The sequence below is a fragment of the Acinetobacter sp. YH01021 genome (assembly GCF_013420255.1).
Lineage (GTDB): Bacteria > Pseudomonadota > Gammaproteobacteria > Pseudomonadales > Moraxellaceae > Acinetobacter.
Genome location: NZ_VOYO01000010.1, coordinates 16,079 through 41,046, shown reverse-complemented (window position 1 = coordinate 41,046; position 24,968 = coordinate 16,079). Strand labels below are relative to the sequence as shown.

Here is a 24,968-nt window from a genome sequence, read left to right as displayed (position 1 = left end):
TTTGTAAACTAAAGCTTTTAAGTTAAGGCGAATGAGCAGTACAACAGGTTATTTTAGTTTAGCTAATAACTTCATATAAGCACTTATATTTTAATGTGGTTCTGATCTGTGAGTAGAATTCATATCATGTCTAACCTCACTAATACGATCATAAATCACTTTTCGCATTCGGTTTATTACTCCCAGAGGTTTGTGCTCCGGTAGTGTATGCAATGGTGTAAAAGAGAGATTTTCACAAAACTTGTTTTGTTCAGGTGTATCAAAAACTTGCTGAGGAATGCGGATAGTTGCGACCTTGTAAAAAGGCGCCTCACTTTCTTGCCATTCAGTCATGGAATCTTCGACTGACATGGTGTTTGATGTTCTAGGCTGTATCAGAAACTCCATACATGCTTCACTTTTTTGCAAATGTTTGCGCAATTTTTCTCTTAGAAAATTATGATGCGGAGCATGTGGAAGAGGATCTGTCACTGTCGAACATGCTTGAGCTGAATACTTTACAGCTTGACGATCAGTGCCTATTCCTAATTGATAGGGCACCATAGACCAATATCTAGTTTGCAAAGGATTAGAAATTTTATTCCTCGTATTTAAGGCAATCCAGGTTCCTTTAGCTCCTAATGCAAAAGGAATATGCAGTTTATTAAAAAATCTATCGCTATTTATATCTTGCATAAATGACATATATCGAACTGGATCATTCACAAAAAAGACAGGATGATTGATCATAATGAAATCTTGAGTAGAGGTTTCATCATCTAAAAGCTTTTCTCCCGGTACTCCTAAAAGTTTTATCGCCATGCCACGGGCATCTTTTTTAATATCTGCTTGTTGGGCATCTTTAGAACCATTAGAGAAACGAATCCAGGCTTGATATGTTTTTCCAGGAAGAAAAACACCTTGAGCCAAGTTTTTAGGAAGAGCTTCATCTACTTTGAATTCTGCGCGTACACAACCGTGTGCTTTGGGATGGGCATCACGTAGCGCGATACCTGTGGAATATTCTTTCCGAATCGATATCTCAATTATATCTGCGATTTTTTCAGTTATATTTGCTTCATCAGGATAAAGACTTTCACTTAAATGATGATCTATATTGGGATGAATATTATCTTTTGAAGAGTTAGATGCTATAGGGGAAGCGTTAGCATATGCAGCACTACAAATACTTATTGCCATTAAAGAGAAAACTAGACCCGAGCATATAGGTCTTATAAAGTTAGGCATTGATTTTCTCCTTGCTATAAAGCTAGAGTTAGTTTTAATTTTTTAGCCTATGAACTGAAAATTCTTTGGACATACTTTAGCCATAAAACAATAATAATGTCTGTGTAATTATTGATCTTCAGATTTTAAGTCCATCCAATTCCTTCCTAAAACTGTTTCCACTCTTTGTCGTGTGCTCAATATAGAAGACGATTTATGTTCTTACTTTAATTTAACTCAACACAGAGTTTTTTACTTTAGCAAAATTTATCCATAAACTTATGAAAATTTATTTTTAGACTAATGCGAGATGCTCGTAGCAAAATCAAGAGTCGTCGAATACAGTGCTATAGAAATTTATTGAGTTTAAAATTTTGAAAATATTAGGATATATAAATCAATGCCAGTTCTAGTAATCCAGCATAGACTCAGTGGATTTTACTTTTTTTACTATGCGATTGTTGGGGCATTTATGCCTTTTTGGAGTCTGTATCTTGAAGATCAAGGCTTCAATTATCAGGAAATCGGGATTTTATCTTCTATTGCGATTGTTACCCGATTCTTTGCGCCGTTGATCTGGGGTTGGATTGCAGATAAATCCGGTAAACGCATGTTGCTGGTGCGTATTGCCACCTGGATGGAAGCCTGTATCTGGTTCATGATTTTTATTATTCCCAATAGCTTTCAATCTGTAGCTTTACTGATGCTGATTTTCAGTTTCTTTCAGAATGCCATTCTGGCACAGTTTGAAGGCGTGACTTTGTTCTGGCTCGGAGAAAAAAGAGCAGAACTGTATGGCAAAGTACGAAAATGGGGATCTGTCGGCTTTATTATCGGTGTATTCGGCTTGGGCGCCGTCTTTGAAATTATGAGCATCGGCATGTTGCCAGTCTTGTTGCTGTGTATTTCATTTCTGGCTTTTCTCTGGTCATTTACCATTAAAGAGCCCACGACGGCACCTACCGCCCAGAAACAGCTCGAGCCCCTATGGCCAATATTCAAACGCCCAGTGGTGTATAGTTTTTTCCTGATCGAATTGATTCTGCTATTTTCACACGCGCCGTTTTATAGTTTTTATAGCAATTATCTCAGTCAGGCGGGATTTAGCACCAGCCAGATTGGGCTGCTCTGGTCAGTCGGGGTCATTGCGGAAATCATCATGTTTGCCTATGCGACGTTCTTTCTGACACGCTGGTCATGGCGCCATCTGGTCACGTTATGCTTATTGATGACCGGATTAAGATGGTTCATCGTCGGGGTCTTTCCTACTTCATTCATGGCACAGTTTTTTGCTCAAACGATTCACGCTTTAAGTTTTGGTTTATTTCATATGATCGCGATGCGGGTGATTTTTCAGAACTTCTCTGCAGGGCAGCAAGGGCGTGGACAAGCGCTATATAGCACGATGTGGGGCATTGGTGTGGCGAGTGGCAGTATTCTGGCCGGCCATTATTGGGATCAAGTCGGCGGCACATCTATTTTTATCGCTGCTGCAGCATTGACCTTGCTTGGCTTGTTACTGATTTTCGGATTGCCAAATAAAGTCGAACTGCAAAAACAGGCTTGAAAATATTATCTCAACATTAAATACGGATTTTGGCGTATTGCCCAAACCACGGTTGTGCCTGCTCCAATTGGGCTGCCAGTTGTAGTAGTAGATCCTCACGGGCAAATGGTGCAATAAACTGTGAACCGAGCGGCAGGTTTTGTTCATTCCAGTACAGCGGTACAGACATCGCCGGGAGTCCGGTAATATTGGCCAGTTGCGTGAAAGGCACCCATTTCAGATTTTCTTTCACAATCTGGTCGACCAGTTTACCTTGCGCCAGCAAATGTGCTTTATTTAGTTTCAATAAAGCTTTAAGAATCGGTTTCTGCCAGTTTGGTGTTTTGACCTCACCATTTTTTGGCGCCACTGTCGCCGTTGCAGGCGTCAGGTACAGATCATAATTATCAAAGAAATGATTCATCTGGGTTACATATTGACCCCAGTTATTCAGGTTCTGGATATAATCAATCGCGCTGGTTTTGGCCCCAAAAGCTGCCAGCGCTAAAGAGTCCAGTTCAAAATCATTCGATCTAGACGGATAGCCTTTCTGAATTTCATTCAGCATAAATGAAAACTGGCTAAACCAGGTGGTAATAAAATCCTTGGCCAGTTGCATGCCATCAATGGCTGGGCGGTCTTCGACCACTTCATGGCCCAAAGATTCTAGCAATTTGGCTGTTTGTTCAATGGCTTTAATGGCATCCTGGGAAACAGGTGTGCCAATCGTAGAATAAGTGCTAAACGCAATTTTCAGTTTTTTTGGCGGTTGCTGAATCACATCCAGATAATGATGCTGTGGACGCTGAATCTTAAACAGTGAACTATGATCTTCACCATGGGTGGCATCCAGCATTGCAGCACTATCCCGTACCGTTTTGGTCAGTACATGCTGAATCGCGGCGCCATGCATGGCTTCACTCATTTGTGGTCCCCAAGGCGTGCGGCCACGACTCGGTTTCAGGCCAAACAGGCCGCAATAGGAAGCGGGGATACGTATCGAGCCGCCACCATCACCAGCACCCGCAATTGGTACAATTCCGGCAGCCACGGCAGAAGCGGAACCACCGGACGAGCCGCCGCTATTATGCTGTAAATTCCACGGATTTTTACAGCTGCCCCAAGCATCTGGTTCAGTAATACCTTTAATCCCAAATTCAGGAGTATTGGTACGTCCAAAAGTCACAATCCCGGCTTTTTCCCAGCGATTGACAATCTCGGCATTGGTCTCGGCGATATAACCAATCCGTTTTAAGCCCTGACAACCATAAGAAGTTGGATAACCGGCATATTCCTGAAACAGGTCTTTAACCAGAAAAGGCACACCGGCAAAAGGTCCGGACAGATTTTGCTGGCTCCGTTTCAATGCATGCTCATGCATCGGAATAATAATTGCATTTAGCTCGGGATTGGCAATTGAGCTACGCTCTAGTGCAGCAGATAAAAGTTCACTTGAATGTACTTGTTTATTGGCGACCAGATCAGCCAGTCCTAAACCGTCATATTGCAGATATTCTTCAAATTTCATTGCCATTCCCTAGTGTTGCTGCTTCAAGGTTGTAGATCATTTAGGCTCAAGATGCAAGCACCACCTGATTTCGCCCACGATGTTTGGCCTGATACAAGGCTTGATCTGCAATATTGATCAGGTTTTGCAGGTCTTGGGAGTTGGGTTCATTTTGATGGGTGATGCCCACACTCACGGTAATATACAGGGACGAGCCATCTGATTGATGCATCGGGGTTTTTTCCACTAGATCACGAATCCGTTCTGCAATAAGACGTGCTTCTGATGGTTCGGTATTCCAGAGTAGCAGTACAAATTCTTCTCCACCAATCTGTGCAAAAAGATCTTCAGCACGTAAATTGCAGCGAATGATTTCCGCAAAATGTTGCAGCACCTTGTCACCGACATGATGACCAAAATGATCGTTCAGGCGTTTGAAATAATCAATATCCAGCATGATGACTGAAAATTCCATCGTCTTGGCATATTGCAGTAAATATTCACCTTTCTGCAAGAAGAAATGACGATTCATGGTGCGGGTCAGACTGTCATGATTGGCCAGATAGAGAACCCGTTTAAACAGCTCATTGCGGTTTTGACTAATAATACAAAGAATAAGCGGCGATAAGGCCAGCATAAACAGCCCGATCCGGAGCGAAATATAAATCGTAGAATCTGCCAAGGTGTCATGCGTTGTGGCATAAAACCGCGTCAGGCTGTAATAGGTCAGGATAATCACAAAAGCGTTGATCATGGTCATGGTAAACAGGCGATAGGTCAACGCAGCCCAGATCAGTGCAGCCAGAGGGTAGAGCATTGCACCCGGGCCTGCAAAAATATTGGTAATGATGACACAGGCCACGACTGAAGATGCAGGTAAAAAATAGCTGAAGTAATTACGTTTTTGACGACGGTTTTTAAATAAGTACTGCATGTCTTTTATTCTTGGGAATGCCAAGATTAAAGGAAGAAACACAATATAATTCACCATTTCACCGGTCCACCACAGACCAAAATCAATCCATAAATTTTCTTTGGTCATGAATGAATTGGGTAGATTGGGCAAGGTGATAACTGCAAAAGCCGCACTGGCCAGGCAGCCTGCAAAAGCGAAGATGCCAAATAAATGAACGAAGGTATAACCGGTATTATAGTATTTGTAATTAATCTTGAAATATCGAATAAAAAATATCGAGACAATAGTACTGATCAGATTAGACAGGGTAAGAAACAGGCTTTGTAATAGGCTGTTCCCGGTGACCAGATCTGCAAACATAAAAGCACTGAATGCACCGAGCCAACCTCCCATATTATTTAAATGTGGAAAGCGTAAGAACAGGGCTAACAAGGCAGCATTGGCCGGCCACAATAAGGCCAGATACTCAATTGGTCTGGTTGCGATCCCAATAAAACAACAGACTAAAACAGCGAAAACAATGACAAAATAAGCATAGGTTTCATGATTTAATTGTTGTTCTGTTATTCGAGCTAATTGCAAATTTAAAATCCTATTCAAATTTTTAAGTGTGAATGATCACTTTGTTCAGCAACTAAGTTTGACCCAAAATATAATTTTATTGTTTGATTAATCTGTTATTAATGCGAACTATTAAGATTCTTATATACGAAATATATACAAAAAAAGTCAGAAAGGAAATCCATGTTTTTAAACAATGTGATAAATAATTTCTGACTCTGTATTGAAATTGCGTTAGAGCGGGACACGATCCCAAAAAATATGATAATTTAGAATCAATTGTTAACAAGATGCCGGTAAATATGAAAAAAATATGTCTTAGCCTTATCTTACTCATGAGCTCACCTTGGCTAATGGCGACAGAAAATAAAAAACCAGTGAATGCTCCTGCTAAAGCTGCTGAAATCCCAAATACATTTACTGTGAAAACCCGTCCGGAAATTGTCGGATTGTGGGGAATGGAAATCCCGAATAATAAAAAATGTATCGAATATTATAATTTTAAAGGCAATAATAATGTGGTGATTAAAAGTGGCAATGAGTGGACGTCGGGGCTATATGACTATCAGCCGGCACAGGATCCTTCGCAGCAGATTCCAGCGCTGATTCTGCAAGTAAAATATGACAATAATGAAAAAGACTGTTCAGGCAATCAGGTGGATCAGTCTGGTGAAATTTCGCAATATTTTGTGAAATGGCAAAACCCTTATACCATTAACTTCTGCGCCAATGAAAAAGCCGAACAATGTTTTGCTGTGCTCAGACGCGTATTGCCTTAAATTGCAAACAATAAAAAAAACCGCTGAATGACAGCGGTTTTTTTATGAGCTTTGATTTAAGCTTTGTCTTCAGCACCTTCAAGCTGCTTTAACAAATGCTTCTCTAGGTAATGAATATCCATTGCCTGTTTGCAGAAGTTTTTATCCTGAAGGATTAAATCTTTATGCAAAGGAATATTGGTTTTAACGCCAGTCAAAATCATTTCTTCCAAAGCATTTCTCATTCGAGAAATAGACGTCTCACGATCCTTACCATGCGAAATCAGTTTGGCAATCATCGAATCATAATACGGTGGAATGCTGTAGCCTGGATAAACATGCGAATCTAAACGGATACCTGCGCCGCCTGGTGCATAGAAGTTGTCAATCTTGCCTGGTGAAGGCAGGAAGGTCGATGGATCTTCTGCGTTAATACGGCATTCAATCGCATGTCCTAAAACCTTGACGTCTTCTTGCTGAATATCGAGACCTAAGCCGCCAGCAATACGCAATTGCTGTTCGATAATATCGATCCCCGTGACCATTTCAGTCACCGGATGCTCAACCTGAACACGCGTATTCATTTCAATGAAGAAGAACTCATCATCTTCAAACAGGAATTCGAATGTACCTGCACCACGATATTGCATCAGCTTACATGCATTCACACAGGCTTCTAGAATATCAGCACGTGCTTGCTCTGGTAAGTTCGGTGCTGGCGCTTCTTCCAGTACTTTTTGATGGCGACGCTGTAGTGAACAATCACGATCATACAGATGAATCGCATGGCCATTACCATCAGCCAGTACTTGCACTTCGACATGACGTGGCTTTTGCAGGAAACGTTCCATATACACCGTATCATCACCAAACCACATTTCCGCATCACGCTGTGCAGCCTGAACAGATTCAAGCAGGGTATCGACATTTTCTACGATACGCATACCACGACCACCACCACCAGAAGCAGCTTTTACAATCAGTGGAAAACCGATCTCTTTCGCTTCAGCCATCGCATTGTGGATTGTTACGGCATGGTCGCAGCCTGGTACTGTTGGTACACCAGCTTTTTTCATGGCAATAATGGCAGAAACCTTGTTTCCCATTAAACGAATATGTTCCGGACGCGGACCAATAAAGATAAAACCAGAATTCTCTACGATTTCTGCAAATTCTGCATTTTCAGCGAGGAATCCATAACCAGGATGGATGGCATCTGCGCCGGTAATTTCAGCAGCTGTAATAATCGCAGGAATATTCAGGTAGCTGTCACTACTCGCACCAGGGCCGATACATACTGCTTCATCACAGAAACGTAAATGCATCAGGTCCTTGTCTGCGTCAGAATAGACACCTACAGTTTTGATCCCTAAAGTTCTGCAAGCCCGGGTGATGCGTAACGCAATTTCACCACGGTTTGCAATTAAAACTTTTTGCAACATTATAAATCCCCGGGGTGATTAAGCGCGGTAGCGGAAAAGTGGTTGACCGAATTGAATCACTTCACCATTTTTCACCAGAATTTCTTCAATCACACCGCTTTGAGTTGCTTCAATCGGGTTCATGATTTTCATTGCTTCGATAATACCGAGCGTATCGCCTGCAGAAACGGTCTGGCCAACTTTAACAAAGGTCGGCTCACCTGGGCTTGGTGCTGCATAGAACACGCCGACCATTGGTGAAGTTTCAACAGCACCGCGAGGAGATTTTGCTGCTGGCGCTTCGGCTGCTGGTGCAGGCATCGCAGGAACAGCTGCTGCAACCACTGGATTACGACGAGTTAATGCAATCGATTGATCGCCTTCTTTAACTTCGATCGCCTGTAAGTCAGATTCAATCATCAAGTCGATGAGTTTCTTGATTTTACGGATATCCATGAGACAGTATTCCTAATTAAGATTGTGTAGAAGGTTGTATTTTTTCAATGATATAGTCGAGGGCAGCAGCATAGCCTTTTGCACCTAGACCACAGATCACGCCCATGGCTTTATCGGACAAGTATGAATGATGTCGGAATGCCTCACGTGCATGCACATTAGACAGATGGACTTCAATGAAAGGAATGGCAACGCCAAGGAGGGCATCGCGAACAGCAACAGAGGTATGGGTCAATGCTGCTGGATTAATAATGATATATTGAATGCCGTCTTGCTGGGCTTGATGAATTCGGTCAACAATGGCACCTTCCCAGTTGCTCTGGAAAGTTTCGAGTTGTAATGTAGCTTGTTGGGCCTGAGCAATCAGCTGCTGGTTAATATTGTCAAGACTAAGGTGACCATAAACTTCCGGTTCGCGCTTCCCAAGCAAGTTTAAATTCGGTCCATGAATAACCAAAATGGTCGAACTCATCCAGCATGCTCCAATTAAAAAGTATCGGGTTTTGTTTGCAAGATGTCTGCAAACTCTGCTTATTATTGCATGATTTTCTACATTACTATTTATAATTTCTTTGAATTAACGTAGAAAGCATATAGCAAACAGTGGCGCTATAATGAAAACTTTGCAGAGATTTGGCAATGTTAAAAAATTACAATTCGCTGGGTATTCAGATTATTTTCATTGTAAACCCAATTGGCAAAAACAGTTAATATCCTTTATGTAACTGTAATCTTCATGTTAACGCTAAATTCTTCCTTTTAGTGATATTTTTAGTTTTGAACAAGAGTTGTCTGGCTGATTTTACTACAATGTTCGACTTCTAGAGCATAGAAAACTCTTTACATTCGGACTTTAGATTTGTGCTGATTATCCTCCTTATATATAAGCTATCGACCTTTTCTCAAAACTTGATGAAAATTTAAAAATATAAGATAAGACAATATGTTAATGATATTTTCTCTTATTGTACTTGGATTTTCCTAGGTCTATTCTTCGAATATATTGGAATTAATTACATCATTTTCAATTCAAGTATTCATGACAGACACTGTACAAGAATCTATTTCTTCTTCCGGAGATAAAGGTTAAATCTCAGCGGGTTTAAGATAAAACGCTCGACTTATATGCCTCGTATTTATAGACGCATGAAATGACGAATGTGTTCATCTTCAAGCCTTCTACATAATGAAGCCATTAATCGTCTAACGCTTAGATAGTGGCAAAAACACATACATTTGTTGATATTTTGCTCGTCATCTTCTTTGCAGAAGAGTTTAAAAGTATTGAAGAGCGTAAAGATTGAACCAAATAGATCTGATTGAAGCGGAATCCGGGCTTAAAGCAAAATTTGCTCTGTAGTTGCCTCATCTAAATTAACTTCTTGAGCTAATTTTTATATAATCATGCGATTCATCTCAAACCAGACTTTCTATGACACCTGCATGCAAACTATTAAAAGCCAATAAAATCGAATACAGCATTCACGAATATGAACATGATGCCAATGCCAAAAGTTTCGGGATAGAAGCTGCTGAGAAATTGGGGCTTTCGGTGGAAGAAGTCTTTAAAACTTTATTAGTCACGGATGAAAAACAATATTTTGTCGCAATTCTGCCAGTGCATCATCAGTTAAATCTGAAAAAAGTAGCGCAGGCCGTGGGATGTAAAAAACTCCAGATGGCAGATCCTAAACATGCAGAACGCTTGACCGGCTATCTGGTTGGCGGAATCAGTCCCATTGGTCAAAAGAAACGATTAAAAACGGTGATTGATGCCAGTGCAGAACAGTTGGATAAGATCTATGTCAGTGGTGGTAAAAGAGGTTTGGATCTTGGATTAAAGCCGACCGATCTTGCCAAAGTGCTCAATGCACAGTTTGTCGATGTACTGGATACATAAGATCGAAGTACGATGATCACCTAAATTCATAGAACCTGAAGTGAGAGATTTAAAATAGCTGCATATTTTTTGGTCAGAAATAACAGTAAATCATTTTATACGTTTGTATATTAGATAAGTTAAAACACAGCCTGACTGTGTACACAACAAGGAATGAAAACAAAAATATAAATTATTATGCGGAGCATAATGGATGAAAATTCGAAATAAAAAATGGCCACGGTTCTGTCTGACACTATCTGCAATGGCAGATGCTATCTGCGTTGCCGAGTGTACAGGCAGCTTCTGCACCTTCAGCTGCACCTGCCAATTCACAGGAGGTTTTCTTTGTCGGAAATAACTTGGATGGCACGGTAACCGTGATTCGTCCATCGGGTGATTTTGGCAAAATTGGCGTCATTAACATGATTCCTGACCGGAAAGAGCGCCTTAAAGAAATTCACCTGAATCCAATCAAGCTGATTGCTTACACTTATATTCAGACCACAGCCGGTGAAGGCAATGATCAGTTGGTGGATGATATGTACTCGACACCAGACGGGCAGTCAGTCGTTGCATCACGCCCAAGTTTCGCCGATGTGGTATTGATTAATATCAAAACCGGCAAGATTAACTGGCGGACGCCTGTAGAAGGCTTCCGTGCTGACCATATGGCGGTATCACCAGATGGGCAGCGGGTCGCCGTATCTGCATCTTCAGGAAATGTAGTGCATGTACTGGATATCCATACCGGTAAAGAGTTAGGCCGTTTCAGTACTGGCGACAAACCGCATGAAAATATTTACTTCGATAGCGGCAACAAGATACTGAACTCTGCTATCGGCAATGTGGAAACCTCGATGGATGCACAGTGGCAAGACTTTACTAAAGGTAAGCGTTTTATCGCTATCGCAGATGCCAATACGCATCAGGTGGTAAGAAAAATCGATTTCAGGCCTGCATTGGATGCATTTGGTCGAAAAGATTTGTCCAACTCAGTACGACCAATGGTATTTAGTAAGGATGAAACCAAACTGTATGCCCAGGTTTCATTTTTTAATGGGCTGATTGAGTACGATCTGAATCAGAACAAGATTAGCCGGATCGGACAGCTCCCTGGCAGTGACAGTATCCCGAAAGACCGGACAAAATGGGTGAATGATTCGCGTCATCATGGCCTATCAATCAGTGCTGATGGTGAAAAGCTCTGTGTCGCCGGTACCATGGATAACTACGCTACGATTGTAGATCGCAAAACACTGACAGCCGGGAAACTGATTTCTGCAGATAAACCTTATTGGGCAACGCGAAGCCCGGATGGTCGTAGCTGTGTAATTTCAGAAAGTGAAACAGATGTAGTCACAGTGATTGATTTTGCCACAGGCAATAAAGTGCTGAGTGTACCGGTAGGAAATCATCCACAACGCGTTCGGATTAGTTATGCACCAGCAGACTGGTCAACGCCGTAGTCAATCGTCGATTAGCGAAAAAGACAGCTTTTTGATAAAGGTTGTCTTTGTTGAGCTGAGGACATAAAAATGAATGATAAAACAATTCTGTTCTATGTAATGCTCGGATTGCTATTGTTTGGGACTTTAGCCGGTATTGGCTATCAGGTACGACAAGAAATCTATCGGACGAATTTTACTGATCAGACCCATTCTGATCCGGTCCTGCCAGTTGAAAAATCGGCAAGCTATATATCTGTTAACTCTCCTGAGAATAGTCAAACTACGAAGAAGAAACAGAACGATACGGTTGCAAAGCAAAACGAATTATCAAAGCAACAAGAACAGTTATATCTGGACTTTACTCAGATCATTAACGCTTTAAGTGAGGGACAACGACCAAATCCTCAACAAGTCAGTTTGTTGATCAGTCAGCAGCAAAAACTGGTAGAGGCCCAACTGGTGAGCAAGGCCGAAGCGAAAGCACAAATTGAGTTTCTGATTAAAGTTCTGCCTGAAATGGATCATGAATTGCATCGGGCGTTGCGAGTATTAGAACAAACTCGAACTTGACGAATTAGATCCAGCTGTATCTTTCATTATTCTCAGTCTGAAAATTGCTCTCATAAAAAAAAGCCCAAAAAATGATCTGGGCCTTTAAATACACACTATAGAAAGCTAAGTATCTTTATAAACAATTTGCAGGCTTGGGTACACCTTTATAAACAATTTGCAGGCTTGGGTACACCAGCCAAACGGCTTAAGTGACGGGCCACCAGACCAGTATTAAACTTTTCTTGAAGCATGGCATTATTGATATCGGCACTGACAGTTTTCATTAAAAATTTAATCAGTGGTCGTGTTGCTGGTGAATGACCAAACTGCTGATAGAACTGACGTACCGCTTGCAGAATTTCAAAATGCCAAGGAGTTAAGCTCAGTTCCAGACTATCGGCCAGCACTTGAGCGACTTCTTCATTCCAGATGGTATAGTCAACCAGATGGCCATCTTGATCCAATTCTAAATTCATATCTAACTCATTTATTATTTCATTGAAATGCAGCGATTAAACTCGAGGCAAAGATCTGCAAAATCCGCATAATTCAAAAGCTTTATCTGATCAGGCAAAGGCTGTACTAATAACTCCGCATCATTTTTCAGTATGTGAATTTTCGGCAAGCTTTGAAGAAATGAATGCTCTAGCAGCAAAACCGCTTCACCCATCAGCACGACCTGATCACCCATTGTATAAGTTTGAGCCAGTTGCTCTAGGATCTGCGCTGTTGCCGAATAGCTGGATTGGATCAGATAAAGTGTGTGATTTGACATTTTTATATCCTTGTTCCTTACCAATACATCACATGATCAAAGCTTTGAATAAATTCAGAATTAAGCTCAATAAATTCGATTTCTTGTTCGCTCTGTGCCACAAATGAGGAATGCTGGTTTTTTTTCTCAATCAGAATCGGAGTGAGATCATAAAACTCGAAACTGTCGACCATATTTGATGCCAGTTTGAATGCATGATGCACCTGGTCAAATTGCAGGTCTGAATGCAGCAAACTGAGGGCAGCACTTTGTAGCAGGACTTTAACTTCTGCGCCAAAAGTTGCCAGGACCATCGTAGCCGATAGGCTTTCATGCACCTGCAGACTGGTCAGATTGGCTTGGGTTAATATAACAAGTACAGATTTCACACAAGATTCCTTGGAAAAGCAACACATTCTAAAAAATGAAACATCTAGAATTGAATGAGACGTTGTGAGGACTGAACAGCATCGGCAAGTTCACCTAAACCGACCAATTCAAAGGCATCTGCCAGATTATGCTGCTGAATATTGTGACGTCGAGCATTGTCCAGATCTGTAATTCCACGTGCCAATGCTGCACTTACACAGACCGGGAGGCGAATCTGTAGCGCTTGCCATGCATGTGTAAGATGACGTTGATCGTCGGGTACCCATTGCAGTGCATTTGCGACCGATACGCCGTCCTGATAGAAGAATACACGGAATGCTTCCTGTTTATCTTGCAAGGCCTGAGCCAAACCCAGGGCATGCCAGGCATAAATGGAAGTCGGTGCGGAGGTAACAAGAATTAAGGTGCTCATCGAAATTCACTACAGGCTTGATCAATAGCAACAGATTGATCTTGGCTTCATCAGAAAGTAGGTAGTATAAATGATTTTAGTGACGGGTGGATTAGGCTTTTTAGGCTCACATATTGCTTTAAGTCTGTTAGCACAAGGACTAGAGGTCATTGTGGTCGATAATTTGGCCAATGCCAACTTACAGACTCTGGAGCGTCTTGAATTTATCTCCGGCATGTACGTACGTTTTATCAAGATTGATATTCGCAATACCCCAGCATTGAATAAAGTCTTTGAGCAGCATTCGATTCAGGCTGTGGTACATACCGCAAGTTTTAAATCACTGGAAGAATCAGTATTAAAACCACTTGAATATTATAATGATAATGTCAGCTGTATTATGAGTCTCATGCGTGCCATGCAACGTACCGGAGTGCGTCATCTGGTACATTTATCCAGTCTGGCGGTATATGGACAATCTGGCACAGATTTAAGCGAAGATCTGCCTTTTAACTTCACTTATCCGAATCCCTATATCAAATCGCAACAGATGGTTGAGGAAATTATCCGGGATACTGCCAAAACTGACAATGAATGGCGGATTGCGATCCTGCGTCTATCCAATATCGCCGGTGCCTTTGAACACGGTGTGCTGGGGGAAGCAGTGCCACCTTTACCGAAAAATATTGTGCCTTTGGCGATGCAGGTCGCTGCACAGCAACGTGAATATCTGGAATTACGCCGTCAGGCCCATACTGCGGATGGCACAGTAGAACGCAGTTTTCTGCATGTCGCAGATTGTTGTGATGCGGTGATCAAGTCCTTGCAATGGTTGTCGCAACAGCAGGAATTAAAATGTGAAGCCTTTAATATCGCCGGTGAATTGATTTCCATACAGGATTTGCTAGATCAACTGGCTGAAGTCACCCAGTCTGCAATCAAAACCATGGATGCTTTACCATATCCCCATGCGGAAATGGATCAATTGGGGGCGAACATTGAAAAGGCGCGAAATATTCTACATTGGCAACCTCAGCGATCACTCAGAAAGATGCTTGAGGATGAATGGTTGTTTTATCAGAATATGCTCAGAGGGCAGTAATTAAAAGTATTTAGCTATATTTGATAATAATTATCATTTACATGATTACTGTGATCGATTACTTTAAATCAATAGATTAAATCATTCATATTGAAATTCCTAAGATTAGTAACAGGCAAGAAGAATTGAGGTTGAACATGCAAACACGTATTGAACATGACACGATGGGAGAAGTGGCTGTACCGAGCGAGGCTTTATGGGGCGCTCAGACTCAGCGTAGCTTGCAAAATTTCAAAATTGGAAATGAGCGTTTGCCACGGCCAATGATTCGTGCCATGGGACTCGTCAAAAAAGCTGCGGCCTTAACCAATGCCGAGCTGAACCAGATTTCCCAAGAACTGTCACGCTACATTGTAGATGCGGCAGATGAAGTCATCAGCGGGAAATGGGACAGTCAATTTCCACTGGTGGTCTGGCAAACCGGTTCAGGTACGCAAAGCAATATGAACTGTAATGAGGTGATTGCCAATATTGCCAACCAGAAACTGGGCAATCATTTAGGGGCACAAAAACCGGTTCATCCGAATGATCATGTCAATCGTGCCCAATCTACCAATGATTCATTTCCGACGGCGATTCATGTGGCTGCGAGCTTGCAGATCAATGAACTGTTAATTCCGGCAGTCACACGCTTGCGCAATACTTTATATGCCAAATCTCAGGATTTTGCCGATATTGTAAAAATTGGCCGGACACACCTACAAGATGCTACGCCTTTAACCTTGGGGCAGGAATTCAGCGGTTATGTCTCTCAACTTGATCATGGACTTCTTCGTCTAGAACAGGCCTTAGTTGGCTTATATGAATTGCCATTAGGCGGTACAGCGGTTGGTACCGGTCTAAATGCTCATCCTGATTATGCTGTTCAGTCTGCTAAAACACTAGGACAGTTAACAAGCTTACCATTTGTAACTGCGCCAAACAAGTTTGAGGCTCTGGCAGGCCGTGATGCTGCGGTATTCGCGTCTGGTGCATTAAAGACTTTAGCGGTTAGCTTAAATAAGATTGCCAATGATATTCGCTGGCTGGCCAGCGGGCCTCGTTGTGGTTTTGGTGAATTGCGTATTCCTGAAAATGAACCGGGTTCTAGCATCATGCCGGGTAAGGTGAATCCGACGCAAAGTGAAGCGATGACCATGGTCGTGGCGCAAGTTCTCGGCAATGACACCACCATTAACGTGGCAGGTGCATCAGGGAATTTTGAGCTGAATGTGTTTATGCCGGTCATTGCCTATAATCTGTTGCAATCCATCCAGCTTTTAGGCGATGCGTGTAACAGTTTTAATGATCATTGCGCCGTAGGCATTGAGCCGAATCATGAGAAAATTGAACATTTCCTGCATGATTCTTTAATGCTGGTCACAGCATTGAATCCGGTGATTGGTTATGAGAATGCAGCCAAGGTTGCCAAAACAGCCTATAAGGAAGGAAAAACCTTAAAACAGGTGGCTGTTGAACTGGGTTTAGTCACTGCTGAACAGTTTGATGAAGTAGTGCGTCCTGAACAGATGGTCTCACCGAATGCCAAATAAGGGCTGCAGCGCTTTTATTTTCAATCTTTCCGCCTGTTTTATCATGGAATAGTCAGCAGTGGTTTTTATCTCAGGCAGAGTTGCGTACAATAGTGCTAGATGAGATTAACCACTGATGATTGTTTTATGCTTGATATTTATTTAACAGATGTTCAAAGAAAGGTGCAATTCAAGGATTATCCAGGTGAGCATCCTGTTAAATTTATTCTGAATTTCAAAAAGATTTTCCCGAGTGTGATGGAACTTCTTTTACCTGTGCTTCCCGATAATGAAAATCTGGAAGAAATGTCTTGGGAATCGACCAGCGATGATTTTGAAACCTTCCAGATGTTCTTAACTGGATGGGGTATTATTGAACTTCGATTAAAAGCAATTACCCAGTTTAAAGATAAAGCATTTGCGGATCGTCTGGTTAAACAAGCCCAACAGAAACGCAAAGACTATCAAAAACAGCAGACTAAACTAACCACAGTTGAACTGGATTATTTGTTTATGCATGAGATGCATGCTCTGATTGATGCAGAGCTGGTTGAACTTGGTGAGAAATTCTATTTACCGATTTTACGTGAGCTGTGGAAGACTAAAGTATCTGCTCAGGTGTTGAACGCGAAGTTTTAAACGGGTTTTTTAGCTTTTATTTATAAAATTAATCTTCCAATTTTGGGGGATTAATTTTATCTGCAAGATGAGATTTATTTCAAAATGCATGATCTCTTGAAATAGCCTAAGTAATATTAAATGTGATCATTGAACTGCTTTATTCTTAAAATTTTGATCAATAATAGCGCATGTTGAACAATCCTTTAGCGTCAGGCACTCGCATAGGGCAGTAGTTTTAACGATTGTTCAAAAAATAGATGAAAATGATCATTTTTAGCTAAAAAATATATAAAAATATCAATTAAATAGCCTAGTAATTAAGTCCATTATTTTTTAAGGTATATAGGCTTTATCTTAAGATGAGTAAAAGCTTAATTGATTAGCTATCCTTCACAAAAATAGATGAAGGTTCAAATTTTCCCGAAGATATATCCCAGGATTTTCAAAAATGTCGAATCAGTTTTTAGATTTAATTACTAAACGCCGTACTATTTATGCCATTGCCAAGAATGTTGAACAATCTCCTGAACGTCTAACTGATTTGATTCAGACTGCAATTAAGCAAAGTCCATCTTCTTTCAATTCTCAGTCTTCACGCGCCGTCATTTTATTCAATTCAGAACATGAAAAGTTTTGGGGCTTCGTCGCAGATAAATTAAAAAGCTATGCCAAAGATGAAGAAAGCGCTGCAAAAACCACAGCAAAAATGGCCAGTTTTGCGGCAGGGGTAGGCACTGTTTTATTTTTTGAAGATCACACAGTTGTAGAAGGCTTACAGGAACAATTCCCATCTTATGCTGATAACTTCCCAATCTGGGCAGAGCATTCGACTGCGATCGCACAATTTGCAACATGGACAGCATTGCACACAGAAGGGCTGGGCGCATCATTGCAGCACTACAATCCGATCGTGGATGAGCAAGTTCATGCGGAATGGGACATTCCATCGAACTGGAAGTTGCGTGCACAGTTGGTATTTGGTTCGATAGAAGGCGAGCCACGTGCCAAAGATTATCTCGCGGATGAAGAGCGCTTTAAAGTCTTCCAATAAGTTGAGATCCATATCTGCGCTTAACACGGTTTAAGGGCAGATATTTTTTAGATCTCGATGAAATCCCAATCAGCTTCATTAAAATTAAGTTAAAATAGCGCGCTAATGAAAATTGATGAGTAAGACCGAATGTCGAAAAACACGCAAAACCTATCACCTTTACAAGAACTGATCGCAGAGCAAAAGCTACTTTGTGAAGAAGTAGGCTCGGCTTATGTTGAAGTCACGGGTGATGATGTTGTTGCGGTGGCCGTACATACCTTAAAGCAGGATCCGATTGTTGGCATCCGTAAAAAGCCTGAAACGGCTGAAAATATCAGCTGGTACATTTATGGTGGAGAACCTTCAAGTGAAGAGGCTTTCGAAACCATGACAGTACGTGAATTACAGGACATCGCACCAGAAGTTTTACCGTATCTGGCTCTGGAAACAGGTTTTCGTTTCATGATTGATGCCGATGATTATGAAGATGTCTGGAAAGAAGAAATTTAAATGCTAAAAAAATCATCTTTCATTTGTGCTGGATTATTATTAGGACTGAATAGCATGGTCTTCGCAGAGCCGCTTTCACAAAGTGCCTATGACGAGTTTATTTCAGCTCAGACTAAAATCGTGAATGAAACCAAGCATATTTTAGATGAAGATGATCAAAAGGTAGATGCCCAAACTCAACGTCAGGCTTTCTGCAAACGACTGAAAGCCTATCAGGATATTCAAAAGGTGTCCGAAGAAAACAGCAGTCTGGATATGGCGCCCACGATGGTCATGGTCGCCAAAAGTTTTCTTAAGAGGCAGGATCAAAGTTTGACTCAATCTGGAATGACCACAAGCGTATTTTGTAAAAATAGGAATGTAGAATAAATTATAAAATACTTTTCTATCTTGAAAGTTTTTCGCAGTAGAATAAAAATTAAGTAGGTAAGTCTATTTCACAACCAGATTTTATAGATATTAAAACCTGAAAGACCATTTCCTGAATATCATGTAATAAAAAATCTGTTAAGTTAATTTAAATTTATTTTGATGTGAATATCTAATATCTCGGGTATATATCCACTGTTTTTAATACATTGATAAGAATAAATGAATAATCGTAGTTTTGTAATTTCTTGAACAGGACGATTTAAGTAGGATAGCGTGATTGTACGCTGATATTTAAGCTAATAACTTGAATATCTTAAGATGCTAAAAATAGCCTAAGTAACACATAAGTTTAACAACTTTCTCAAGAAAGGGAGAAGGGGGAATTGATAATACTGATATTTACTGCCTGTAACTCATTTGGTCTTAAAACGTATTATTTTTAAACAGAATTAAGTCGATTAATAAGCTACTTATGAATAGTCATTTTTTGATAAATAATAAGCAATGAATAATTAAAAACAATATTTTCAAAATTACCTCAGTCTATTTGGGTAATAACAGCGAGTTAGTTTAAGAAACACTCTGACCTAAAAGTGGTTTACATGTTATTAAATCCCAGTTTTAAGATTTTCATTAATTTTATTTAGTCTGCACCACAATTCAACCATCTTCTTTCATATTTATAGATAGCCAAATATGCATCCAGATCTAAAATCGTAATTTTAAATACTTACAAATTGATTATGAATTATTTAGCCTAAGCAAAATATATCCCCATAAAATAGCCTAAGTAAAATTTATATTTAAAAATTTCGCAATTGATTAATTCCCAATATAAATCCATTATAAACACTTAAATAAAGAAAGAAATCACGGAATTCTCAAATGATCCTAAATTATCAACTCCAACACCACGAAACGTCAGTACTATCTCCAATGATTTTTATTCATGGTTTATTCGGTAGTTTAAGTAATTTAGGAATACTAGCTCGATATTTTTCTGAGCAAAGAACCGTGCTTCAAATTGATGTACGCAATCATGGTCTTTCTGGTCATAGTTCAGACTTAAATTATCAGTTCATGGCGGAAGATGTCCTAGAAACTTTATCAAGTTTAAATATTCAAAAGTTCATAGTAATAGGGCATTCTATGGGCGGAAAAATTGCTATGAAATTGGCTGATTTAGCCCGAGTACAAACTGAAAAGTTGGTCGTTCTTGATATTACACCAATCCAATATCATGAGAGTCATCATACTGAGATTTTTAAAGCCTTATTTGCTGTGCAGCAAGCAAATGTTGCTTCACGACTTGAGGCAGCAAAAATTATGCGTGAATACATTCATGAAGAAATGGTAATTCAGTTTTTATTAAAATCCTTTAATAAAGGGCAATGGCTCTTTAATGTTCAAGCTTTATTTGATCATTATCCAGATATTATGGCTTGGGAAAAGGTCGAAAAAGTTAATCAGCCAGCTTTATTTCTTCGTGGCGGTAATTCTTTTTATATCTCAAAACCTGAACATTTTGCGGCAATCAATGAACAATTTTCTCAGGCGAAAATTGAATGCATTGAAAATACAGGACATTGGCTGCATGGTGAAAAGCCAGATGAAGTCATTAAACATATGCAGACTTTTCTAAATTAATTTACGATTTCGCACTCAAGGCTGAAATGTTTGAGTCTGTAATTGTCCTTCATGAATGAGTTGATGCGCCATTTCAGCTGTTTTCTTTAAACCGGGCATACGATATTCAGTATGTCCAAAATCTTTAATGGATTTCCAGCGACCGCCCCAGGTTAAACCCACCGATTCTGCAATCTGGCCAAACAGTTCATAACCACGCATGGCCCATGGATCACGTTCACTAATCACCACCTTGCCATTCCGCTTAAAGGCAATATCCGCGGCCAGACCAAACTGATGATAACTTTGAAAGCCTTTGGCCTTGGTAATATTACTGTTGGTCGCCAAAGAGTTTTGCCTTTCCGGACTTCGATAACCTTCGAGTAAAACCAGCTCATAACCATGCTGTTCGCGCATAATTTTAAAAACCATCAGTAAGCGCTGTTTAAATCGCGGATTCATCTTATGCCATTTACGGTCTGCTGTGCTGATATTTGGATTTATATGAATGTCTTCAATATTCAGATTAAGGCTTTGCGCTGAAATTACAGAATGATTTGCTAAAGATTCTTCTTGTAAGGCTTCGATAATAAGCTGTTCATCAACTTCAGTTGGAGCTGTTAATATTTGCCCATCTAATAATGCATAAATCTGTGGATCAACTTTCCTTAAATATTCAGCTTCAAACCTACTTGCAGTAAGTGGCTGAGTGAAAGCGAACATTAAAATACTGGCAAATAAGCTAAATCCTGAAATCAAAATCCACCATTGCTGCAAATACCATTCAGACTGAAGATGCTCAGGCGATGCCGCCTGATGAAATTTCTGAACAAACTGTTTTGCTTGAGAAAATTGTTGTTTGCTTTGTGAAATCAAATCAAGAAAAAAATCCTGTATTCTTAATCGAAACTCGTAAGACAGCAAGGCTAACATAGCTAAGCTTAATAGAATAAAGCTGCTCAATATAATCAAAATCATCAGTTGAATGATTGATCTAATAATAATTCAAAATTTTTTTTTTATTCATCGATATAAATTTTCCAACGGCGTCATTTTTTAAGTCTTTATTTTTATAAGTGTCCATCATATTTATTTGAAAATTGAGTTAGGGTAAATGAATCGTAATATAGGCTTGTTCAGCAGGCGCGCTAATCAAATTTTGATATTGAGAAAAAACAGCAGCTTGTTCTGTTGACAAGGCATATTTAAAAACCACAAAGCTGATCACGGCAAATAATAATAAAAATATCAGAATCCAGAAAAATGGTAATTCACGATGGATAATATGTCGGATTTGATCTGGAATTGCTGAAAAAGGAGAAAAAGCAACTTTTTTACCCTTGAGATAATCAATCTGATCTCCGATACGAGCAATCAGACTATTTAAATGCTCAATAGATTCAATTCGATATTTTCCATGGAAGCCCAATAAAAGGCAATAATGATATACCTCTAATACTGCCAGACGTTGCTTATCTTTATGGCGTATTTCTTCCAGATATTCAAAGAAGCGATAACCTGCAAGTTGTGAACCAAAAAGGCTTAACTGCAAGGGACTGATCATCCAGGAATTTTGCAGATCAAAAAATCGCTCATCCTGTTGGGTGACAATTGTTTCATCTATTAAAGCGCAATAGGCATATTTTGCATCTTGAATATCTTCAGCTGAAAATTGCATCTGGCGTGCCTGATATTCAAAACTTTTCAACATCTCCAGAATTTTTTCACGGAAAGACTCTATATTTACAGGGACATAGTGATTTTTTAACAGGAAAACAATATAGAAGCCGTCATGCAGTAAATCTACCAGACTATTCGTAGAGGTAGGGTAGGTTTCTACAGGTTGCATGGCTGTATAATCTACTCCGATTTGATCGCCATCAAAGAGTGAAAGAGGAGTGTTAGAGATTGTATTCATTAATATTTTTATCCATTCATGACAGCAATAAGTTCAATCGCGATATCCTGAAAGCCATTCGGGATATAAACACAAATCGATTCTGAATCCAGCATGCGCTGATACAGTTCATTATTGGGTTCAATCTCAAAATAATGAACGCCGGAACGTACCGGAATTGCAGTAGGCACCTGCATGAGATGCTGAACGGGTACAGCCGGTAAAGCTGCAACCACGCGTTGTTCTACATCTATAGTACTACCAATTTTAAAACGGATCGGAACATAGGCAATCAAGTCATGTGCAGGCATAACACTACTTGATACAGCAAGATATAACCGCGTATTGTGACTGATCTTATCGGTCTCCAGACTGCCAAACCAATAGGATGGGCGAGTTTCTTTTAAGCTGATACTGATATATCGATTCGAAATAATTGTATCGAGTAAATCTCTGAGAATAATATCCAGCTGATTGAAGCTGTCGTATAGATGATGATGCTGATACTGCGGCAATTGATCAATGTCATAGGCTGTTGAAAAGGTAAGTAGGGAACCACTGAGTCTTAAAAGTTCCGCATATAGCCGTTCCGGATGAATTTGTGGATACTGCAAAATATGATTTAAGGTTGCATAAGCAGTATTTAAGGCATTCACCAGCCAGAAAGAGACAATATCCCCAGAACGAAATTCAATCAGTTTCTGTTCGTTTTCACGGTTATTGGATTGAATCGTTTTAATCTTGGCCCGGATGATATTCAAAGTTCGCTTTAAATTGTCTAGCAGATATTCACAGGCCTGAATATGTAAAATTGGAGGAATGAATTTATGATCAAAAATAAAATTTCCAGAACTTTGTCGTTTGATTTGAGCAACCGGAAGATATAAATAACCATCCAGAGGCTGCTGAGGTTCTTGGCCAACTTCAAAAAGTTTAAATTCTGCCCGACGGCGTAACAGGGTGATCTCTGCAGTAGTGGCATCGGTGAATAAATCATGGGTCGAGATTAAATGTGAGTGATAACGACTAGATTGAGTGTTTTCGACATGACTTACATTTTGCTTGTTCGGCTGTAGCATTGGCAAAGCCAAATAAATTTGCATTTCACCACGCAGGTTTAAGGTATCCAGTTGTACAGGTTCTGGTAATAAATCCTGTGCAGGCGCCTGATAAATTTCACCATCTTGCCAGATCATTTCAATTTTACTTAATGCCAATATATGCATATTGAATTGAGCTTCATCAAATTGAATGGACTGGATCCCGTGAGCAAAAGGAAATGTCGCCCGAATCATATGACTCAAGCGTTGCTCATGATAGGCATCCTGTAATTGAAAATGTTGCGGTCTTAAAAATAGACCTTCGCCCCACAGTACTTTTTCTGCTTTAAACATTTTAATATTTACCACTCATTCTTGGATTCATCATTGGCATATATACCCAGTAATTCATGTACGTTTTCGATCGGATTCTCGTTCTTGATTACTTGAGCCAGCCATTCATGTAATGGCATCTGACTCCATTTAATCGTCTTTTGCAGCATGTAGCTCACTGGACTATGCGGTTCATGAGATTGAAAATATCGAGCGATGTCTTGTAATAACTGCATGGCCTGTTGACGGTTGGCCAGATGGTTTTGGGCTTGAGGTCGAAATTCTTGTATATTTTCAGGCGAGGTATTCATCACTATTATTTCAGGTATTTTGAGAGTGCCGAATTGCGGTGTATTTATTTGATCCTGAGATATTGAAGAAATATCAGTTTTATAAATGCGCTTAATACTGGAGAAGATCGATTCAAGTTGAGAATCTGTGCTCGCGTAACTCGGTGCATTTAGACCCAGTAAATGATCCAGTGTATTTTTAAGATACAGCCATTGGGTCTGAATCTCGAGAAGAAAACCTTCATTCTGGCTTAAAACTGTTTGAGAAGTTTTCAGCAACGATTGCTCAAAATGCTCCAAATCCTGAACAGTATTATTTTCAGAGTAGTCATCTTGCTGTTGTTTGAGTTTAATATTGCGTTGATGTAAGAATGCCTCATAATCACCTAAATTATAAAAAGGCGCAGAGCTGACCAAAGGCACCTGTTTCATCAGCATTGGCAGTTGCGTAATCAAACCTTGTAATAATCCAAAACGTTGATCAAGATCATCCTCTTCGATTTGAGGATGTAACGTGAACCAGTATCGCTCAAGGCTTTGCTGGGTCAACTCTAATCCTCGAGCAATTCCTTCAAAACCATAGAGATGACTCCAAGCTTCTATAAGCCAGGTATATAGACGGATATCCTTGGTTTTTTCAGTTAATAATTCAATCGTTTTATCATGTACAAGTTGCCAATCGGCCTGTTTCGGTTCCGAGACCCAGTCACCTTGCTCCAATAAAGGATCATCACGAGTTCTGGCCTTGTTAATCACATGAAAATCATTTGAAAATGAATAGTCCACACCGCACGGCTGATCGACTGAAATGTCTTGCAATAAATATTCAAATTCCAGGCTCATCT

Annotated in this window: 26 protein-coding genes; 12 read left to right on the top strand and 14 right to left on the bottom strand. The window is 40.1% G+C overall.

The features are described from left to right. Positions 1–90: 90 nt before the first annotated feature. A complete protein-coding gene (locus FTT86_RS08955; RefSeq protein WP_180181053.1) occupies positions 91–1,227 on the bottom strand; it encodes a catalase family protein in 1,137 nt (378 codons plus the stop codon). 379 nt (positions 1,228–1,606) lie between these two features. On the opposite strand from FTT86_RS08955, the gene FTT86_RS08950 reads away from it, so the two are divergent. Next, positions 1,607–2,773, top strand: coding sequence for an MFS transporter (locus FTT86_RS08950; protein WP_180181052.1), 1,167 nt, complete (start codon positions 1,607–1,609; stop codon positions 2,771–2,773). 16 nt (positions 2,774–2,789) lie between these two features. Here FTT86_RS08950 and FTT86_RS08945 read toward each other — a convergent pair whose 3' ends face one another. Together FTT86_RS08945 and FTT86_RS08940 are read right to left on the bottom strand one after the other, a co-directional pair. Further along, entirely contained in the window at positions 2,790–4,280 is a 1,491-nt protein-coding gene (locus FTT86_RS08945; RefSeq protein ID WP_180087314.1) for an amidase, read from the bottom strand. A gap of 46 nt (positions 4,281–4,326) precedes the next feature. Then, positions 4,327–5,757 carry a diguanylate cyclase gene (locus tag FTT86_RS08940; protein WP_180087315.1) on the bottom strand — a complete coding sequence of 477 codons (1,431 nt, stop codon included), beginning with the start codon at positions 5,755–5,757 and terminating at the stop codon, positions 4,327–4,329. 314 nt (positions 5,758–6,071) lie between these two features. Here FTT86_RS08940 and FTT86_RS08935 point away from each other — a divergent pair, with 314 nt between their 5' ends. Then, the gene (locus tag FTT86_RS08935; protein ID WP_180181051.1) at positions 6,072–6,515 is read left to right on the top strand and encodes a hypothetical protein; all 444 of its coding nucleotides are present in this window, start codon (positions 6,072–6,074) and stop codon (positions 6,513–6,515) included. 56 nt (positions 6,516–6,571) lie between these two features. Here the strand turns inward: FTT86_RS08935 and accC are convergent, their stop codons facing one another. Genes accC through aroQ form a run of 3 tightly spaced genes read right to left on the bottom strand, consistent with a single transcriptional unit; the run spans position 6,572 to position 8,843 of the window. Next, positions 6,572–7,936 carry an acetyl-CoA carboxylase biotin carboxylase subunit gene (gene accC / locus FTT86_RS08930; RefSeq protein ID WP_004646808.1) on the bottom strand — a complete coding sequence of 455 codons (1,365 nt, stop codon included), beginning with the start codon at positions 7,934–7,936 and terminating at the stop codon, positions 6,572–6,574. 18 nt (positions 7,937–7,954) lie between these two features. Then, the gene (gene accB / locus FTT86_RS08925; RefSeq protein WP_005107117.1) at positions 7,955–8,371 is read right to left on the bottom strand and encodes an acetyl-CoA carboxylase biotin carboxyl carrier protein; all 417 of its coding nucleotides are present in this window, start codon (positions 8,369–8,371) and stop codon (positions 7,955–7,957) included. A gap of 16 nt (positions 8,372–8,387) precedes the next feature. Beyond that, a complete protein-coding gene (aroQ, locus tag FTT86_RS08920; RefSeq protein ID WP_180181050.1) occupies positions 8,388–8,843 on the bottom strand; it encodes a type II 3-dehydroquinate dehydratase in 456 nt (151 codons plus the stop codon). Between the two features lie 960 nt (positions 8,844–9,803). On the opposite strand from aroQ, the gene ybaK reads away from it, so the two are divergent. From ybaK to FTT86_RS08905, 3 genes are all read left to right on the top strand, one after another. Further along, complete coding sequence (gene ybaK / locus FTT86_RS08915) at positions 9,804–10,271, top strand: Cys-tRNA(Pro) deacylase (protein WP_180181049.1); 468 nt, start codon at positions 9,804–9,806, stop codon at positions 10,269–10,271. Between the two features lie 251 nt (positions 10,272–10,522). Beyond that, positions 10,523–11,719: a YncE family protein gene (locus FTT86_RS08910; RefSeq protein WP_180181048.1), complete on the top strand. Its 1,197-nt coding sequence runs from the start codon at positions 10,523–10,525 to the stop codon at positions 11,717–11,719. A gap of 69 nt (positions 11,720–11,788) precedes the next feature. Further along, the gene (locus FTT86_RS08905; RefSeq protein WP_180181047.1) at positions 11,789–12,271 is read left to right on the top strand and encodes a hypothetical protein; all 483 of its coding nucleotides are present in this window, start codon (positions 11,789–11,791) and stop codon (positions 12,269–12,271) included. 146 nt (positions 12,272–12,417) lie between these two features. On the opposite strand, the gene FTT86_RS08900 is transcribed toward FTT86_RS08905, so the two are convergent. The 4 genes from FTT86_RS08900 to tusD are packed head-to-tail and all read right to left on the bottom strand — an operon-like array spanning position 12,418 to position 13,809. Further along, complete coding sequence (locus FTT86_RS08900) at positions 12,418–12,729, bottom strand: TusE/DsrC/DsvC family sulfur relay protein (protein WP_004280207.1); 312 nt, start codon at positions 12,727–12,729, stop codon at positions 12,418–12,420. A 14-nt stretch (positions 12,730–12,743) separates the two neighbouring features. After that, the gene (locus FTT86_RS08895) at positions 12,744–13,028 is read right to left on the bottom strand and encodes a DsrH/TusB family sulfur metabolism protein (protein WP_004646886.1); all 285 of its coding nucleotides are present in this window, start codon (positions 13,026–13,028) and stop codon (positions 12,744–12,746) included. A 17-nt stretch (positions 13,029–13,045) separates the two neighbouring features. Further along, on the bottom strand, positions 13,046–13,396 hold the full coding sequence (locus FTT86_RS08890) for a hypothetical protein (RefSeq protein ID WP_004280210.1): 351 nt from the start codon (positions 13,394–13,396) through the stop codon (positions 13,046–13,048). 44 nt (positions 13,397–13,440) lie between these two features. Beyond that, complete coding sequence (gene tusD, locus FTT86_RS08885; RefSeq protein WP_004280211.1) at positions 13,441–13,809, bottom strand: sulfurtransferase complex subunit TusD; 369 nt, start codon at positions 13,807–13,809, stop codon at positions 13,441–13,443. A 70-nt stretch (positions 13,810–13,879) separates the two neighbouring features. On the opposite strand from tusD, the gene FTT86_RS08880 reads away from it, so the two are divergent. The 7 genes from FTT86_RS08880 (at position 13,880) to FTT86_RS08850 (ending at position 20,584) form a co-directional block, all read left to right on the top strand. Further along, positions 13,880–14,890, top strand: coding sequence for an NAD-dependent epimerase/dehydratase family protein (locus tag FTT86_RS08880; protein ID WP_180181046.1), 1,011 nt, complete (start codon positions 13,880–13,882; stop codon positions 14,888–14,890). Between the two features lie 137 nt (positions 14,891–15,027). Then, positions 15,028–16,422 (top strand): class II fumarate hydratase, encoded by a 1,395-nt coding sequence (gene fumC, locus FTT86_RS08875; RefSeq protein ID WP_180087324.1) that lies wholly within the window; start codon positions 15,028–15,030, stop codon positions 16,420–16,422. Between the two features lie 126 nt (positions 16,423–16,548). Beyond that, positions 16,549–17,040 (top strand): hypothetical protein, encoded by a 492-nt coding sequence (locus FTT86_RS08870; RefSeq protein WP_004280216.1) that lies wholly within the window; start codon positions 16,549–16,551, stop codon positions 17,038–17,040. A 430-nt stretch (positions 17,041–17,470) separates the two neighbouring features. Continuing rightward, a complete protein-coding gene (locus tag FTT86_RS08865; RefSeq protein WP_180087325.1) occupies positions 17,471–18,073 on the top strand; it encodes a nitroreductase family protein in 603 nt (200 codons plus the stop codon). A gap of 129 nt (positions 18,074–18,202) precedes the next feature. Then, positions 18,203–18,565, top strand: a complete 363-nt coding sequence (locus tag FTT86_RS08860; RefSeq protein WP_071851342.1) for a hypothetical protein — start codon at positions 18,203–18,205, stop codon at positions 18,563–18,565. Continuing rightward, complete coding sequence (locus FTT86_RS08855) at positions 18,566–18,934, top strand: hypothetical protein (RefSeq protein ID WP_180087326.1); 369 nt, start codon at positions 18,566–18,568, stop codon at positions 18,932–18,934. It begins immediately after the preceding gene. An 888-nt stretch (positions 18,935–19,822) separates the two neighbouring features. Further along, the gene (locus FTT86_RS08850) at positions 19,823–20,584 is read left to right on the top strand and encodes an alpha/beta fold hydrolase (RefSeq protein ID WP_004280222.1); all 762 of its coding nucleotides are present in this window, start codon (positions 19,823–19,825) and stop codon (positions 20,582–20,584) included. Between the two features lie 15 nt (positions 20,585–20,599). Here the strand turns inward: FTT86_RS08850 and FTT86_RS08845 are convergent, their stop codons facing one another. The 4 genes from FTT86_RS08845 to tssA all read right to left on the bottom strand — a co-directional run bounded on the left by FTT86_RS08845 (position 20,600) and on the right by tssA (position 24,966). Further along, positions 20,600–21,541 (bottom strand): M15 family metallopeptidase, encoded by a 942-nt coding sequence (locus FTT86_RS08845; protein ID WP_005107024.1) that lies wholly within the window; start codon positions 21,539–21,541, stop codon positions 20,600–20,602. 127 nt (positions 21,542–21,668) lie between these two features. Beyond that, positions 21,669–22,481 carry a type IVB secretion system protein IcmH/DotU gene (gene icmH, locus FTT86_RS08840; protein ID WP_180087327.1) on the bottom strand — a complete coding sequence of 271 codons (813 nt, stop codon included), beginning with the start codon at positions 22,479–22,481 and terminating at the stop codon, positions 21,669–21,671. A gap of 8 nt (positions 22,482–22,489) precedes the next feature. After that, complete coding sequence (tssK, locus tag FTT86_RS08835) at positions 22,490–23,854, bottom strand: type VI secretion system baseplate subunit TssK (RefSeq protein ID WP_005107022.1); 1,365 nt, start codon at positions 23,852–23,854, stop codon at positions 22,490–22,492. Between the two features lie 8 nt (positions 23,855–23,862). Then, positions 23,863–24,966, bottom strand: coding sequence for a type VI secretion system protein TssA (gene tssA, locus FTT86_RS08830; RefSeq protein ID WP_180087328.1), 1,104 nt, complete (start codon positions 24,964–24,966; stop codon positions 23,863–23,865). Positions 24,967–24,968: the final 2 nt, after the last annotated feature.

Bases quoted from the DNA above. Each gene is read 5' to 3' on its own strand.
- FTT86_RS08955 (WP_180181053.1), bottom strand. From the start codon at position 1,227: ATGCCTAACTTTATAAGACCTATATGCTCGGGTCTAGTTTTCTCTTTA.
- FTT86_RS08950 (WP_180181052.1), top strand. From the start codon at position 1,607: ATGCCAGTTCTAGTAATCCAGCATAGACTCAGTGGATTTTACTTTTTT.
- FTT86_RS08945 (WP_180087314.1), bottom strand. From the start codon at position 4,280: ATGAAATTTGAAGAATATCTGCAATATGACGGTTTAGGACTGGCTGAT.
- FTT86_RS08935 (WP_180181051.1), top strand. From the start codon at position 6,072: ATGAGCTCACCTTGGCTAATGGCGACAGAAAATAAAAAACCAGTGAAT.
- accC (WP_004646808.1), bottom strand. From the start codon at position 7,936: ATGTTGCAAAAAGTTTTAATTGCAAACCGTGGTGAAATTGCGTTACGC.
- accB (WP_005107117.1), bottom strand. From the start codon at position 8,371: ATGGATATCCGTAAAATCAAGAAACTCATCGACTTGATGATTGAATCT.
- aroQ (WP_180181050.1), bottom strand. From the start codon at position 8,843: ATGAGTTCGACCATTTTGGTTATTCATGGACCGAATTTAAACTTGCTT.
- ybaK (WP_180181049.1), top strand. From the start codon at position 9,804: ATGACACCTGCATGCAAACTATTAAAAGCCAATAAAATCGAATACAGC.
- FTT86_RS08910 (WP_180181048.1), top strand. From the start codon at position 10,523: ATGCTATCTGCGTTGCCGAGTGTACAGGCAGCTTCTGCACCTTCAGCT.
- FTT86_RS08905 (WP_180181047.1), top strand. From the start codon at position 11,789: ATGAATGATAAAACAATTCTGTTCTATGTAATGCTCGGATTGCTATTG.
- FTT86_RS08900 (WP_004280207.1), bottom strand. From the start codon at position 12,729: ATGAATTTAGAATTGGATCAAGATGGCCATCTGGTTGACTATACCATC.
- FTT86_RS08895 (WP_004646886.1), bottom strand. From the start codon at position 13,028: ATGTCAAATCACACACTTTATCTGATCCAATCCAGCTATTCGGCAACA.
- tusD (WP_004280211.1), bottom strand. From the start codon at position 13,809: ATGAGCACCTTAATTCTTGTTACCTCCGCACCGACTTCCATTTATGCC.
- FTT86_RS08880 (WP_180181046.1), top strand. From the start codon at position 13,880: ATGATTTTAGTGACGGGTGGATTAGGCTTTTTAGGCTCACATATTGCT.
- fumC (WP_180087324.1), top strand. From the start codon at position 15,028: ATGCAAACACGTATTGAACATGACACGATGGGAGAAGTGGCTGTACCG.
- FTT86_RS08870 (WP_004280216.1), top strand. From the start codon at position 16,549: ATGCTTGATATTTATTTAACAGATGTTCAAAGAAAGGTGCAATTCAAG.
- FTT86_RS08865 (WP_180087325.1), top strand. From the start codon at position 17,471: ATGTCGAATCAGTTTTTAGATTTAATTACTAAACGCCGTACTATTTAT.
- FTT86_RS08860 (WP_071851342.1), top strand. From the start codon at position 18,203: ATGTCGAAAAACACGCAAAACCTATCACCTTTACAAGAACTGATCGCA.
- FTT86_RS08855 (WP_180087326.1), top strand. From the start codon at position 18,566: ATGCTAAAAAAATCATCTTTCATTTGTGCTGGATTATTATTAGGACTG.
- FTT86_RS08850 (WP_004280222.1), top strand. From the start codon at position 19,823: ATGATCCTAAATTATCAACTCCAACACCACGAAACGTCAGTACTATCT.
- FTT86_RS08845 (WP_005107024.1), bottom strand. From the start codon at position 21,541: ATGATTTTGATTATATTGAGCAGCTTTATTCTATTAAGCTTAGCTATG.
- icmH (WP_180087327.1), bottom strand. From the start codon at position 22,481: ATGAATACAATCTCTAACACTCCTCTTTCACTCTTTGATGGCGATCAA.
- tssK (WP_005107022.1), bottom strand. From the start codon at position 23,854: ATGTTTAAAGCAGAAAAAGTACTGTGGGGCGAAGGTCTATTTTTAAGA.
- tssA (WP_180087328.1), bottom strand. From the start codon at position 24,966: ATGAGCCTGGAATTTGAATATTTATTGCAAGACATTTCAGTCGATCAG.